This is a genomic window from Polynucleobacter sp. JS-Fieb-80-E5 (genome assembly GCF_018882015.1).
GTDB lineage: Bacteria > Pseudomonadota > Gammaproteobacteria > Burkholderiales > Burkholderiaceae > Polynucleobacter.
Window position 1 is genome coordinate 144,454 of sequence record NZ_JACVPH010000002.1, and the last position, 12,789, is coordinate 157,242.

17 protein-coding genes and 1 tRNA gene are annotated in these 12,789 nt (G+C 45.5%); 5 read left to right on the top strand and 13 right to left on the bottom strand.

Features of this window, described 5'->3' with window-relative positions:
• Positions 1-29 precede the first annotated feature (29 nt).
• The 7 genes from sucD to ICN44_RS03695 all read right to left on the bottom strand — a co-directional run bounded on the left by sucD (position 30) and on the right by ICN44_RS03695 (position 5,206).
• Positions 30-923: a succinate--CoA ligase subunit alpha gene (gene sucD, locus ICN44_RS03665; protein ID WP_216262760.1), complete on the bottom strand. Its 894-nt coding sequence runs from the start codon at positions 921-923 to the stop codon at positions 30-32.
• 15 nt (positions 924-938) lie between these two features.
• A complete protein-coding gene (sucC, locus tag ICN44_RS03670) occupies positions 939-2,108 on the bottom strand; it encodes an ADP-forming succinate--CoA ligase subunit beta (protein ID WP_011903667.1) in 1,170 nt (389 codons plus the stop codon).
• A 188-nt stretch (positions 2,109-2,296) separates the two neighbouring features.
• The gene (recX, locus tag ICN44_RS03675) at positions 2,297-2,818 is read right to left on the bottom strand and encodes a recombination regulator RecX (RefSeq protein ID WP_072582758.1); all 522 of its coding nucleotides are present in this window, start codon (positions 2,816-2,818) and stop codon (positions 2,297-2,299) included.
• Positions 2,819-2,822: 4 nt separating this feature from the next.
• Entirely contained in the window at positions 2,823-3,908 is a 1,086-nt protein-coding gene (gene recA / locus ICN44_RS03680) for a recombinase RecA (RefSeq protein WP_370624865.1), read from the bottom strand.
• Positions 3,909-4,022: 114 nt separating this feature from the next.
• On the bottom strand, positions 4,023-4,565 hold the full coding sequence (locus tag ICN44_RS03685; protein ID WP_216262761.1) for a DUF2878 domain-containing protein: 543 nt from the start codon (positions 4,563-4,565) through the stop codon (positions 4,023-4,025).
• Positions 4,566-4,619: 54 nt separating this feature from the next.
• A tRNA-Met gene (locus ICN44_RS03690) sits at positions 4,620-4,696 on the bottom strand.
• Between the two features lie 78 nt (positions 4,697-4,774).
• Entirely contained in the window at positions 4,775-5,206 is a 432-nt protein-coding gene (locus ICN44_RS03695; protein WP_216262762.1) for a hypothetical protein, read from the bottom strand.
• Positions 5,207-5,263: 57 nt separating this feature from the next.
• On the opposite strand from ICN44_RS03695, the gene ICN44_RS03700 reads away from it, so the two are divergent.
• The gene (locus tag ICN44_RS03700; RefSeq protein WP_216262763.1) at positions 5,264-5,587 is read left to right on the top strand and encodes a DUF6150 family protein; all 324 of its coding nucleotides are present in this window, start codon (positions 5,264-5,266) and stop codon (positions 5,585-5,587) included.
• A 30-nt stretch (positions 5,588-5,617) separates the two neighbouring features.
• A complete protein-coding gene (locus ICN44_RS03705; protein ID WP_216262764.1) occupies positions 5,618-6,229 on the top strand; it encodes an MOSC domain-containing protein in 612 nt (203 codons plus the stop codon).
• Between the two features lie 53 nt (positions 6,230-6,282).
• On the opposite strand, the gene ICN44_RS03710 is transcribed toward ICN44_RS03705, so the two are convergent.
• Positions 6,283-7,953, bottom strand: coding sequence for an MFS transporter (locus tag ICN44_RS03710; RefSeq protein WP_216262765.1), 1,671 nt, complete (start codon positions 7,951-7,953; stop codon positions 6,283-6,285).
• 176 nt (positions 7,954-8,129) lie between these two features.
• Positions 8,130-8,759: a trimeric intracellular cation channel family protein gene (locus tag ICN44_RS03715; protein ID WP_216262766.1), complete on the bottom strand. Its 630-nt coding sequence runs from the start codon at positions 8,757-8,759 to the stop codon at positions 8,130-8,132.
• 90 nt (positions 8,760-8,849) lie between these two features.
• On the opposite strand from ICN44_RS03715, the gene maiA reads away from it, so the two are divergent.
• On the top strand, positions 8,850-9,530 hold the full coding sequence (gene maiA / locus ICN44_RS03720) for a maleylacetoacetate isomerase (RefSeq protein WP_216262767.1): 681 nt from the start codon (positions 8,850-8,852) through the stop codon (positions 9,528-9,530).
• Here the strand turns inward: maiA and ICN44_RS03725 are convergent.
• Entirely contained in the window at positions 9,501-10,430 is a 930-nt protein-coding gene (locus ICN44_RS03725) for an AEC family transporter (protein WP_216262768.1), read from the bottom strand. The genes maiA and ICN44_RS03725 overlap by 30 nt on opposite strands.
• Positions 10,431-10,457: 27 nt before the next feature.
• Positions 10,458-10,982 (bottom strand): gamma carbonic anhydrase family protein, encoded by a 525-nt coding sequence (locus tag ICN44_RS03730; RefSeq protein WP_215362135.1) that lies wholly within the window; start codon positions 10,980-10,982, stop codon positions 10,458-10,460.
• 136 nt (positions 10,983-11,118) lie between these two features.
• On the opposite strand from ICN44_RS03730, the gene ICN44_RS03735 reads away from it, so the two are divergent.
• Both ICN44_RS03735 and ICN44_RS03740 read left to right on the top strand, forming a co-directional pair.
• Positions 11,119-11,481, top strand: coding sequence for a Rap1a/Tai family immunity protein (locus tag ICN44_RS03735; RefSeq protein WP_215358624.1), 363 nt, complete (start codon positions 11,119-11,121; stop codon positions 11,479-11,481).
• A gap of 47 nt (positions 11,482-11,528) precedes the next feature.
• Positions 11,529-11,816, top strand: a complete 288-nt coding sequence (locus ICN44_RS03740) for a glycine zipper domain-containing protein (protein ID WP_216262769.1) — start codon at positions 11,529-11,531, stop codon at positions 11,814-11,816.
• Positions 11,817-11,884: 68 nt separating this feature from the next.
• Here ICN44_RS03740 and ICN44_RS03745 read toward each other — a convergent pair whose 3' ends face one another.
• Together ICN44_RS03745 and ICN44_RS03750 are read right to left on the bottom strand one after the other, a co-directional pair.
• Positions 11,885-12,274, bottom strand: a complete 390-nt coding sequence (locus ICN44_RS03745) for an OsmC family protein (protein WP_216262770.1) — start codon at positions 12,272-12,274, stop codon at positions 11,885-11,887.
• 47 nt (positions 12,275-12,321) lie between these two features.
• Positions 12,322-12,732 carry a rhodanese-like domain-containing protein gene (locus ICN44_RS03750; RefSeq protein WP_216262771.1) on the bottom strand — a complete coding sequence of 137 codons (411 nt, stop codon included), beginning with the start codon at positions 12,730-12,732 and terminating at the stop codon, positions 12,322-12,324.
• Positions 12,733-12,789: the final 57 nt, after the last annotated feature.

The following is a 12,789-nucleotide window of genomic DNA, read 5'->3' on the forward strand; positions in this document are numbered from 1 at the left end:
TTTATCAGCACCCTTTTCCTTATTGCTAATTACAACATTGCCTTTAGTAAAGCAGCCATTTCTGAAGGGTTCTTCGTTACTTTGAAGCCACACTCTTCCATTACAGCAAGCTTGGCATCTGCAGTATCGGCACCACCAGAAATCAAGGCACCTGCGTGACCCATACGCTTGCCTGGAGGCGCTGTTACGCCGGCAATAAAGCCAACTACTGGCTTCTTCATATTGTCTTTGCACCAGCGAGCAGCCTCAGCTTCGTCTGGACCGCCGATTTCACCAATCATGATCACAGCATCAGTTTCTGGATCTTCATTGAACATTCTCATGATGTCGATGTGCTTCAGACCATTGATTGGGTCGCCACCAATACCAACCGCTGTGGACTGACCTAAGCCAATAGCTGTCAACTGACCAACCGCCTCATAAGTCAAGGTACCGGAACGGCTAACAACGCCAATGCGGCCTTTCTTATGAATATGGCCAGGCATGATGCCGATCTTGAGTTCGTCTGGAGTAATGATGCCTGGGCAGTTAGGGCCCAGCAATAAAGTCTTCTTACCGCCAGCAGCTTCTTTAGCATGCATTTTGTTACGCACTTCAAGCATGTCGCGCACTGGAATGCCTTCGGTAATACAGATCACAAAGTCGAGGTCAGCTTCAACAGCTTCCCAAATCGCAGCAGCAGCACCAGGAGGCGGAACATAGATAACGGAAGTTGTTGCACCAGTTTGCTGAGCAGCCTCTTTCACAGTCCCATAAATAGGAATATTAAAAATAGACTCGCCCGCTTTTTTAGGATTCACGCCAGCAACAAAACAGCTTTTACCGTTTGCGTATTCCTGACATTTTTCAGTATGGAACTGACCGGTCTTACCAGTAATACCTTGTGTAATGACTTTGGTGTTTTTATTGATCAAAATAGACATATTGAAATTCCTGGATTATTTGTTTTTGGCAACAGCAGCAACTACCTTAGTAGCAGCTTCAGCCATTGAATCGGCGCTAATAATTGGCAAACCAGAGTCTGCAAGAATCTTCTTGCCTAGCTCTTCGTTTGTACCCTTCATGCGCACAACCAAAGGTACTGTCAGGTTGACTGCCTTACATGCAGTAACAACACCATCAGCAATCACGTCGCAACGCATAATGCCGCCGAAGATGTTTACCAAAATTGCTTCAACGCTCTTGTTCTTCAACATGATCTTGAATGCTTCAGTTACTTTTTCTGCTGTCGCACCACCACCAACGTCCAAGAAGTTTGCTGGCTCGCCACCGAACAACTTAATAGTGTCCATAGTAGCCATCGCCAAGCCCGCACCGTTCACCAAACAACCAATATTGCCGTCCAATGAGATGTAAGCCAAGTCAAATTTAGAGGCTTCGATTTCAGCAGCATCTTCTTCATCGATATCGCGGTAAGCCACGATTTCTGGATGACGGAACAACGCGTTTGGATCAAAGTTGAACTTCGCGTCCAAAGCCTTGATCTTGCCGTTACCTTCAAGAATCAATGGGTTGATTTCAACCAATGAAGCATCGGTATCCCAGTAAGTCTTGTACAAGTTCTTAAATACATCTCGAGCCATTGGGATAGACGCTTCGGGAACACCAATGCCTTTAGCAACGATATCGCAATCAGCATCTGTCAAGCCAACCATTGGATCAACAAATACTTTGATAATTTTTTCTGGATGAGATTCAGCAACTTCCTCAATATCCATACCACCTTCGCTAGAAGCCATGATCACATTCTTTTGTGTTCCGCGGTCTGTAACGATGCTGAAGTAGTACTCTTTTTTAATGTCAGCGCCGTCTTCAATGAGAAGGCGATTTACTTTTTGACCTTCTGGTCCAGTTTGATGTGTCTTGAGCTGCATGCCCAAAATTTCAGAAGCATATTTTTTCACTTCATCCATGCTTCTTGCCAATTTCACGCCGCCGCCTTTACCGCGACCACCAGCATGAATCTGAGCCTTCACAACCCATACTGGGCCACCCAGTTTTTCAGCAGCTTTTACTGCCTCATCAACACTGAATGCAGGAATGCCGTTAGGAACTGGCACATTAAATTGGCGAAGAAGTTCTTTGCCTTGGTACTCGTGAATTTTCATAATTACTCCGAAACGGTATCTTTTTTAGCAAGCGATGAGGATTAGTTAAACCGATGTTGCCTTGATCTCATACTTACTCTAGAAATAGCTAAATTAGCCAAATTTGAATAAATGCGAACGGCTTGACCGACTCCATTAGTCTAGCATGCTGCAATGCCGCAAATAGCCTCTGCGGATCCGTAATTGCCCTAATCTGGACTTTGACCGCCAATCACTTTTGCCACCACTTCTGAGCCAAAACCCTTCGATGCCAAGAAGCGATACTGCCTAGCTCGCTCCTTTTGGTCCTGAGCGCGTACACCGTATTTCCTGGTCCAGAGATCAAAGGCGCGCTGAAACTCAGTCTCTTTTAAGACTCCAAGGAGTGCCGCGGACTTTTTGGCGTCCACTCCAGCCCTATCGAGCTCATCAGCAATCTTTCTCATCCCGTAGCGCTCACTGCGGCGGCGGACTAGGGCTTCGGCAAAACGCTCATCAGACAACCAACCTCTTGCCTCAAAGTCATCTAAAACGGCTTCAATCTGAGAATCTCTGGATTCAGGCGTTTGCTCAGCCTGCTCGCCGCCTAACTTGCCCCATCTTGCTTCTGATTCTGCCAACTTTGCGGCTAATCCTTTGCGACTGTATTCTCGCTGCGACAAAAGGCGCAAAGCCCGAGCTTTGAGACTCGGGCTTTGTTTGACCTTCTGATTACTACTTAACTCTTGCATCGAATTATTCGACTTCCTCTTCCTCGCTCAGCACATCTGTTACTACTGCTGAACCAGATTTAACGCCTAATTTTTCACGGATCTTTGCTTCGATATCTTTAGCAATGGCTGGGTTCTCTTTCAAGAACTCGCGCACATTGTCTTTGCCTTGACCAATGCGATCGCCGTTATAGCTATACCAAGAGCCTGACTTTTCAACGAGGTCAGCTTCGACACCCATATCAATAATTTCGCCTTCTCTAGAAATACCAGCACCGTACATAATGTCAAAAATTGCTTCGCGGAATGGAGGAGAAACCTTGTTCTTCACAACTTTCACGCGGGTTTCATTACCAACAACCTCATCGCCTTTTTTGATGCTGCCAATACGACGGATGTCTAAACGCATAGAGGCGTAGAACTTCAGCGCATTACCGCCAGTAGTGGTTTCTGGAGAACCAAACATCACACCAATCTTCATACGAATCTGGTTAATGAAGATCACAGTCGTGTTGGTACGCTTAATGGCGCCAGTCAACTTACGCAAAGCTTGACTCATCAAACGCGCTTGCAAGCCTGGTAAGGAGTCACCCATATCGCCTTCGATCTCAGCTCTTGGAACCAAAGCAGCAACAGAGTCGATGACGATTAAATCAATAGAACCTGAGCGAACTAATGCATCTGCAATTTCTAATGCTTGTTCACCAGTATCCGGTTGGGAGATCAACAGATTATTTACATCCACGCCGAGACGTGATGCGTACTGCACATCTAAAGCGTGCTCTGCGTCAATAAATGCGCAAGTGCCGCCTAGCTTTTGCATTTCTGCAATCGCATGCAATGTCAAAGTAGTTTTGCCAGAAGATTCTGGGCCGTAGATTTCAATCACGCGCCCACGCGCAAGACCACCAACTCCAAGAGCGATATCTAATCCGAGTGAACCACTAGACACCACCTGAATGTCTTGGCTAATTTCAGCATCACCCAATCTCATGATTGAACCTTTGCCAAACTGTTTCTCAATTTGCGCCAGTGCTGCAGTTAATGCTTTTTGCTTGTCTCCGCTCATTCCTTCAAATTCTGAAGAGGCTGATTGCTTTTTGTTATCCAAGGCCATTTTTTATTCCCTTTTCGCTATGTACTGGGCTTTTTCCCGAAGTTTTATCTACTGTGTAACAACTTAGGAGTTACTGTATATAAAAACAGTAGTCTTTGCAAGCGTCTTTTAAGCTGAATTTACGGATTTTTGACTAGGTTGTACTTGATTGACTCGGTCCCAATAGAAAAAGAGGGGTATAGCGACCGCCCAGACCACTCCTACCAGGATAAATCCAGTGATTTCACTACCGGGGACCCAAGATCCAGCCCCCATCCGAATACCAGCCTCATAGGACATCGGGCCAGCAATGCCGCCCAAAACAGCCCCCAAAACAGGCCTGCCGCGCAACCAAGTCAAGGAACCATTAATGGTGGTTGCCACCAAAACCCACAAGACCCACATCCAGAGAGGCGACAAATACGGTGACGGCCAATCATCCCGAAAATCCAAGTAGCCCATATGCATGATGAGAGTGTCGGCCATCAAACCAAAGACAAAGGCTTTCAATAAAAGGCTGATTTCTGTTTTGGGAGAAGGTGAACGCCAAGCGTGGAAAGCAATATAGGCTAGGGTAGCAACCACCGCCCAAAGCACATCTTTATTGGCTGCGCCGAGAACACAGGCAAACCAACCAAGCTGGAAAATAACAAAATTCCAAAATTTAGCCATATACCTAGCAACCTAAGAAAAAGGCCACTGCCGAGGGGCAATGGCCTTTAGATTTGGTGGCGAATCAGGGATTTGAACCCCGGACCTGCGGATTATGATTCCGTCGCTCTAACCAGCTGAGCTAATTCGCCGAACTCACTATTGTAAATGATCGGAATGCATCTGTCTAAACGAATCGAGCCTTCTCGCCATTAGGGGTGTCTAGGTACTTATTTGATCTGAAAGGTACTGACAGCCTCATCCCGGCCATAAAGGACATTAAATTCGATTTTCTTGGCTAAAAAGAGTTTTTTAAGCACTTCATCCTTATTCTCAAAGACAATTGCGGTTTGCTCGGGGTAATGTGAAAAAGGGTCGCTATTGACATCTACCACCACCCCATCAATCTTGATTTGCTTGATTGAGCGCTTATAGAGCTTATCGGGACGTATAAAAATTAGGCGCTTTACATATTTATCTAAGACGAGCTTTTGACCCTGCTCATTATTTTTGAAGTAGTAGACCAACTCCTCTTTGCCGTTGGTAGTCATGTCACGCTCTTCATCCCACTTAGCGTAAATACTTGAACTCGCTACAGCACAAAGAAATACCAAGGCCAGTTGGCTCAATACAAAAACAGATTTTTTTTGAGAGGCATTCATCCTGTGATCATATCAGCCAGATGAGCACCTAAAAAGTAGAAGGCGTAATATTCCCAAATGATGAATTCATTTCTGGTGCGCGTTCTTAGCTTTTTGCTCTTGAGTAGTTGCATCCCCACGACTGCATCCGCAGCTCAAATCTTCATCACCAATTACCCATCAGAAGCAAATGCAAAAGTTTTTGTCACCAAATATCCGTCAGAAGCAAACTGCCTTGTGTATGACACTCAATACTCGAGTGATAACGAGCCTGGCGTCTGGTTCTATACAAAATATAAAAGTGATGCGCGTGCCGTGATTTACTACACCCAATATAAATCCGAGGCAGACCTCATTGTGTACTTCACCAAATACAAGAGTGATGCGCGCTGCCGCTACTAATAAACATCTTTTAATCACCCTCTTTACTTCATGAAACTTCTTTCTATTTCTGCCGGGAAGGCAGCTCCTTTGTTTGGCAATCACCACCCCAATTACAAATCAGTTGCTTCAGCCATTCGCAAGCAGGTGGTGAGCAATATAGGCAATCCTGCCCCAGTTGAAATTACCCCGCTTGGTGTTAAAGGCGATGAGCAAGCTGACCTATCGGTACACGGCGGAATTGAAAAAGCAATCTACGTTTATCCAGCAGAGCACTACACATTCTGGAATGAACTGCTCGCTAGAGAAACTAAGCAGCCAGTTGACCTACGGCATGGTGCTATCGGCGAGAACTTCACAGTCGAAGGCCTGCTAGAAACAGAAGTGTTTGTTGGGGATCGCCTGCAAATAGGAGGGCTGGAATTCTCCGTTGTCAAACTTCGTGAACCTTGTTTTAAGTTCAACGCTGCTCTTGGTTATAAGGGTGCAAGCAAAGCAATGCTGCAATCTAGCTTTAGTGGTTGGTATTTGCGGGTACTCAAAACTGGAGCTCTCACTGCTGGAACTGAAATTACGTTGATTCCAGGTCCAAGAGAAATCTCTATTGACCAGCAAAATCAAAAGCTCTTAAATGGTCGCAATCAAAAAGATTTGTGGGAATAAAAAAACCCGACCATTTCTGATCGGGTTTCTTATTTGATGCAGACTAAAACTGCTTAGTCACGTGCGTAGATATCTACGTCTTTAGTTTCACGTACAAACAGTGTACCGATTACCAATGTCATCGCAGCGATGATGATTGGGTACCAGAGACCGTAGTAAATGTTACCGTTTTGCGCTACTAAGGCGAAGGAGATCGTTGGCAACAAGCCACCGAACCAACCGTTACCAATGTGGTATGGCAAGGACATAGAGGTATAACGAATACGAGTTGGGAACATCTCAACTAACATCGCAGCGATTGGGCCATAAACCATGGTTACCAAGAGCACTAAGTACACCAATAAGCACAACACAGCAACGTAGTTAATCTGTGCTGGATCAGCCTTAACAGGATAGCCTTCCTTGTTCAAAGCCTCACGAATTGCCTTCTTAAACTCAGCATCTTTCGCTTTTGCTTCAGCAGGATCAATGCCCTTAGATGTATATCCAGGGATTTCGATATCGCCAATTTTCACAACAGCGGTGGCACCAGCTGGAGCCGTAACAGTTGTATAGCTAGCAGAGTTCGAAGCCATCACTTGTTTTGCAATATCGCAAGAGCTTGTGAACTTCGCTGTACCAGTTGGGTTGAACTGGAATGTACATTCAGCTGGGTCAGCAGTAATAGTTGCTGGCGCTGTTGCCATTGCCTTTTCCAACGCTGGGTTAGCAAAGTGTGTCAAAGCATTAAACACGGAAACAGGGGTGTTAGGGATGTAAGTAATTACAGCCAATAACAAACCGCCCATGATGATCACTTTACGACCGATCTTGTCAGACAAGCTACCAAAGACCACAAAAAATGGTGTGCCGATTACTAATGAACCAGCAATCAACAAGTTCGCTGTCTTAGCATCCACTTTCAACACTTGTGTGAGGTAGAACAAAGCGTAAAACTGACCTGTGTACCAAACCACCGCTTGACCTGCAACCAGACCAAACAATGCCAAGATCACAATCTTCAAGTTCTTCCATTGACCGAATGACTCTGTCAAAGGCGCTTTAGACAATTTGCCTTCTTCTTTCATCTTCTTGAAAGCTGGAGATTCATTCATGGACAAACGAATCCATACAGAAACTGCCAACAATCCAATAGAAACGATGAAAGGAATGCGCCAGCCCCAAACGTCAAAGTCTGGACCAGTGAATTCACGTGTGAACAAAATCACGAGCAAGGAGAGGAACAAGCCTAAGGTAGCTGTTGTCTGAATCCAAGCTGTGTATGCACCACGACGACCATGAGGAGCGTGTTCTGCAACGTAAGTAGCAGCACCACCGTACTCACCGCCCAAAGCCAAACCTTGAAGCATACGCAATGCGATCAAGATCACTGGAGCAGCAACACCGATAGTTGCATAGTTAGGCAGAATACCCACGATGAAAGTTGCGCCGCCCATCAATAGGATGGTTACCAAGAAGGTGTATTTACGACCAATCAAATCGCCTAGACGACCAAACACCAACGCGCCAAATGGACGCACGATGAAACCAGCAGCAAACGCTAACAAAGCGAAAATGAAGGCAGAGCCAGCATCTAGGCCAGAGAAGAATTGCTTAGCAATAATTGCCGCAAGTGAACCGTAAAGATAAAAGTCGTACCACTCAAAAACCGTACCTAAAGATGATGCAAAGATAACTTTGCGTTCTTCAGCGGTCATTGGGGCTGCTTTAGTTGATGTTGACATCAGTAGCTCCTAACTATTTTTATTAAATAAATAACAACGGATCGATTATGCTTTGAAAAAATTCAAAGAAATCCACTAGTTAGGGTAATTCCCCATCAAATAGGATCGGGGTTTTCCCGAGATATTTGGGAATTAGGGGTAGCTACGCAACACCTATGAGCCCAGCGTTGATGCAATTAGCGTGTTTTAGTAATAAACATTTTGGGTACGTGCAGATCCCAGTAAATAGCAGCTGCGCGCAGTCCAAAAATTCCAAGCATGCAAATCACAGAGCCCTCGACTACATACTGAGGAAAGAAGTTCAGCACCAGGACATATGCACAGCAACCCAACGTCACTGGAATGGCATAAAGCTCATGCGACATGATGAGCGTTTTTCTGCCAGCCAAAACATCGCGCAATAAACCACCGCCAATGGCAGTAATAACACCTAAGATGACTGGCGCCACAGGTAGACCATAACCCATGCTCCACGCCTTATCAGCCCCCTGAATAGCAAAGAGTGCGGCACCAAATCCGTCGATATACAGCATCCACCGATAAATTTGCGGCTGGGTAAAGAAAGATTCTGCAAAGAAGGTGAGGATGCTAGCGCCGAGCGCAAGCCACACATACATTTGGTTCTCAGACCAGAAAATGGGTGCTTCTAAAATAATGTCACGAATGGTACCGCCGCCAATGGCGGTAATTAAACCCAGCACCAAGACGCCAAAGAGGTCTACGCCACGATCTGCAATAGCTAAGACACCCGTTACCGCAAAGGCCATGGTTGCAATGATGCCAATCCAGAAATTAATGTCTTCCATAAGAATGAGTCTAATGCACTTTGTCTGAGCGCAGACTGGAATGACCATCCTCAATATACTGTTAGCTATGAGTGCAAATAAGGTGTTGATATGACCTCCAAGCTGTATAGCTTTTGGCGTAGCTCTGCTGCTTTTCGGGTTCGCATTGCCCTCAATCTTAAGGCCATGGATTACGAAATCATCCCCGTTCATCTCGGTAAAAATGGCGGAGATCAATTGGGCGAGGAATATGGCAAGAAAAATCCCAATCGCTTAGTACCTCTTCTGGAAGATGGTGAAAAAAGTATTCATCAATCCTTAGCCATTATTGAGTACCTCGAAGATATTCAATCTGAGCCACCACTCCTACCAACAATAGCGATTGATCGCGCATGGGTACGTGCTATTGCAATGGATATTACGAGCGATATTCACCCAATGAATAATTTGCGGGTATTGCGTTACCTGATCAAAAAACTCGGTATCAGCAGTGAGGCGAAGGATGAATGGTATGGGCACTGGATCAAGGTTGGACTCGAGAGTGTAGAGATGCAATTAAGTCTGGATCCACGGGTTGGGAGATTTTCCTATGGCGATCAACCAGGCTTGATTGATGTCTGCTTAGTACCTCAGCTATTTAATGCACTAAGCGCAAAAGTGGATGTGAAGCCCTACCCCACTCTCATGCGAATCTTTCATGAGTGCATGACATTACCCGCTTTTATTGATGCCTCTTGGGAAAAACAAATGGATGCCGAAGGATTAAATCCCGTTGTTCCACCACAGAAATAAAGAGAGCGTCAGCAAAGAACTCACGGTAGTAATTAATACCACTCTAGAAATCACGCTACCGTCAGCTTTGTAGTACTGCGCCAACATAAAGGGGCCCGTACCAGTTGGGAGCGCGCTGAGTATGACAATGGCACTCACCCATAATGCCGGTAGTTCCAAGATGGGGTCCGCAATGACCCAAGCAATCAAGGGTTGCAGAATCAGCTTTGCCAAACTGATACCCCAAGCCTGAGCAGGAGCCGCAGTACTTTTTTGCATCAGAAATAAACCGATGGAAACGAGAGCACAAGGTGTCGATGCGGCTGCTAAGAATGCAATCACTTGTGCAATGGGGTCGTATAAAGTTAAATCGCTCGAGGCCCACAACAGACCCGCAACTGGAGCTACTAATAAGGGGTTGGTACAAAGCGATTGAATGACGCTCAACCCAATCTCGTGCGGCTTCTTATGCGACAAGATGCCAATCTCAATCAAGACTGTGGCTAAAGCAAACATGACAAACACAATGAAGGTAGAAATGATCGCAGGTGCCAAACCATCTTGACCAAGGGCAAGTGCACATAAAGGAATGCCCATATATCCCGTATTTGAATAAGAGGCACTTAGGCCATCAAAGCTAGCGGCTGCCAAATCTCGATGACGCACCCAACTCACCAAGAGCACCAGGATAAAAACAATTAAACAACTTAGAAAAAATGCAGTGATGAAACCGGGTTGCCATAGTGTTTGCCAGCCACTATTCGCAGCAAAGTTAAAGAGTTGCGCAGGTAATGCCAACCAAACCACAAAACGATTGAGCTCAACTGAAGCGTTAATGCCTAACTTACCAGCACGCCCACCAACATACCCAATCAAGATGAGTAGAAATACTGGGAGAACTACATTAAATACGTAGAGCAAAATATTTAACGGGTGATATTTAAGAGATTAGGAAATTTTCTTCAGGGTCTTGACATAACGCTGCGCATTTTTGACATAGCGACCAGCGATATCGTGGATGCCAGCGATCTGCTCCGGGGTCAACTCTTTTACCGCCTTAGCGGGAGTTCCCAAAATCATGGATCCATCCGGAAATTCTTTTCCTTCGGTAACAAGTGCGCCCGCACCAACGAGACAGTTTTTTCCAATCTTCGCGCCATTCAAAATGACTGCGCCAATGCCAATCAAACTACCATCTCCAATGTGACAACCATGCAGCATCACTTGATGACCAACAGTGACCTGCTTACCAATGATGAGTGGATAGCCTGGATCGGTGTGCAAAACAGAAGCATCTTGCACATTGCTGCCTGCGCCGATTTGAATGAGGTCGTTATCGCCGCGGATAACAACTTTGGGCCAGATACTCGCATCTTGATGAAGTTCAACCTTGCCGATCACTTCTGCGCTGTCGGCAACCCAAGCACCCTCAGCTAGATGAGGGGCATTTCCGTCTAGTTCAAATATAGCCATTACTTATTATAGGTATCATTCAGGGCATGGATAAACGTTGTAGCGATAAAGCAGTATTACTAGTTTAGTTGGCGCCCTGTTGTATAAGAATTTTTTTGGTTTATCATCGTTTTTACATACACCTAAGGGAGAACCCATGAAAAAAATCCTCATCGCATTGGCCGCTTTAGCCGCATTTTCCGGTCTTGCTCAAGCACAAGAAACCATCAAGGTATTAAGCACGCAAGAGCTCGCGAATGTTTGCAAACTTCCTGCAAGCCCAGAATCCCGTAGCTTCTGTATTGGTTTTACTACTTCTGTTTATGAAACTTATTTAGCAACTCGTCACCCACAACGTGCGAAGCCATTTATTTGCGTTAAGCAACCTGCTCCAGCACGTGATGAAGTCATTGGTGATTTTGTGAAGTTTGCCAATAGCACCCCACAAGTTGCAGACAAACCAGCAGCAGGCGTTTTCTTGGGCTTCTTAGCTTCACGCTTCCCTTGCGCCAGAAAATAATTAAAGCAACTTAGACAAACTAATACCCATTTAAAGGATCAGTTGAGATGAAAAAAATTATCGCAATTACCGCAGCAATATTAGCAATCGCTGGTTGCTCAAACATGAGCAATACAGAGCAACGCACACTTTCAGGCGCAGGCATTGGCGCAGCAGCTGGTGCTGTTGGTACCGCAATCTTCCACGGCAATCCTATCTGGGGCGCAGTTGGTGGTGCAGCAGTGGGTGCAGCATCTGGCTATGTCTATGATGCTTACAAGAAAAATGAAGCTGCTAATTACAACTCTGGCTATAACGCTGGTAAAAATAATCAGCCAGCTCAGGCACCTAATTAATAAGCCTAACTAAGCAGAATACCCAGGCCTATTGAGGCCCGAGTTCAGCAATACCAACCCAGCTCGTATTAATTTACCAGCTGGGTTTTTATTTGGATTTGGCCTGCCAATGCTTTGTGGATAGGGCATTTGTGTGCAATCTCAAGTAAGCGCTCTTTTTCTTCAGCGCTCAAATTGCCTTGTAACTGAATGTCACGGGAGAATGTTTCAACATCATCATGCCGCTCAATATCCACAGTCACAATCGCATTGTCTAATTTCATTTCTTTGCGCCCAGCGTACATCTTTAGGGTCATTGAAGTACAGGCTGCCAAAGCAGCACCAAGATACTCGTGAGGACTTGGGCCAGTACCAGAGCCGCCTTTAGACACTTCAGCATCAGACAAAAAATGTAAATCACCAGCAGTTAATTTCTGCTGAAGAGGGCCTTGGCCAAACTGTGAAACTACTTTTCTCATAAAAATCCTAAAAAATTATTAACCCGAAGAAATGATCAAGACTGAATTTAACCCGAAAGGGATTTACTTACTTTTTCTGCAACGGGTAATTGCGCCTTCTTCCAAGCGCTAAAGCCACCTTCTAAGTGACAAATGTTGGGTACGCCCATTTTCTGGAGAGTTTGCGTTGCTAAGGCCGAACGCCAAGCCGAGGCGCAATACAACACCAGCCTCTTGCCTTCGCCAAAGATTGGCTTGTAATAAGGGCTATCTGGGTCAACCCAAAACTCCAACATCCCCCTGGGCGCATGCAGCGCATTCGGAATCATGCCCTCTCGCTCTAACTCACGAACATCCCTTATATCCACAAACACCACATTTGGATCCGCCAGTAAATCTGACGCCTTTTCCACGGAAAGCGTCTCAATTTCAGCGATTGCCTCCTGAATCAGCGCTTGATACCCAATCTTTAATTTCACCAAAATCTCCTAAATTAACAATGCCTTAGTGTCACCAAGCACCTGCTACCATTCTGC

Excerpts from the sequence above, each read along its gene's own strand:
- sucD (WP_216262760.1), bottom strand. The coding sequence starts at position 923 with ATGTCTATTTTGATCAATAAAAACACCAAAGTCATTACACAAGGTATT.
- sucC (WP_011903667.1), bottom strand. The coding sequence starts at position 2,108 with ATGAAAATTCACGAGTACCAAGGCAAAGAACTTCTTCGCCAATTTAAT.
- recX (WP_072582758.1), bottom strand. The coding sequence starts at position 2,818 with ATGCAAGAGTTAAGTAGTAATCAGAAGGTCAAACAAAGCCCGAGTCTC.
- ICN44_RS03685 (WP_216262761.1), bottom strand. The coding sequence starts at position 4,565 with ATGGCTAAATTTTGGAATTTTGTTATTTTCCAGCTTGGTTGGTTTGCC.
- ICN44_RS03695 (WP_216262762.1), bottom strand. The coding sequence starts at position 5,206 with ATGAATGCCTCTCAAAAAAAATCTGTTTTTGTATTGAGCCAACTGGCC.
- ICN44_RS03700 (WP_216262763.1), top strand. The coding sequence starts at position 5,264 with ATGATGAATTCATTTCTGGTGCGCGTTCTTAGCTTTTTGCTCTTGAGT.
- ICN44_RS03705 (WP_216262764.1), top strand. The coding sequence starts at position 5,618 with ATGAAACTTCTTTCTATTTCTGCCGGGAAGGCAGCTCCTTTGTTTGGC.
- ICN44_RS03710 (WP_216262765.1), bottom strand. The coding sequence starts at position 7,953 with ATGTCAACATCAACTAAAGCAGCCCCAATGACCGCTGAAGAACGCAAA.
- ICN44_RS03715 (WP_216262766.1), bottom strand. The coding sequence starts at position 8,759 with ATGGAAGACATTAATTTCTGGATTGGCATCATTGCAACCATGGCCTTT.
- maiA (WP_216262767.1), top strand. The coding sequence starts at position 8,850 with ATGACCTCCAAGCTGTATAGCTTTTGGCGTAGCTCTGCTGCTTTTCGG.
- ICN44_RS03730 (WP_215362135.1), bottom strand. The coding sequence starts at position 10,982 with ATGGCTATATTTGAACTAGACGGAAATGCCCCTCATCTAGCTGAGGGT.
- ICN44_RS03735 (WP_215358624.1), top strand. The coding sequence starts at position 11,119 with ATGAAAAAAATCCTCATCGCATTGGCCGCTTTAGCCGCATTTTCCGGT.
- ICN44_RS03740 (WP_216262769.1), top strand. The coding sequence starts at position 11,529 with ATGAAAAAAATTATCGCAATTACCGCAGCAATATTAGCAATCGCTGGT.
- ICN44_RS03745 (WP_216262770.1), bottom strand. The coding sequence starts at position 12,274 with ATGAGAAAAGTAGTTTCACAGTTTGGCCAAGGCCCTCTTCAGCAGAAA.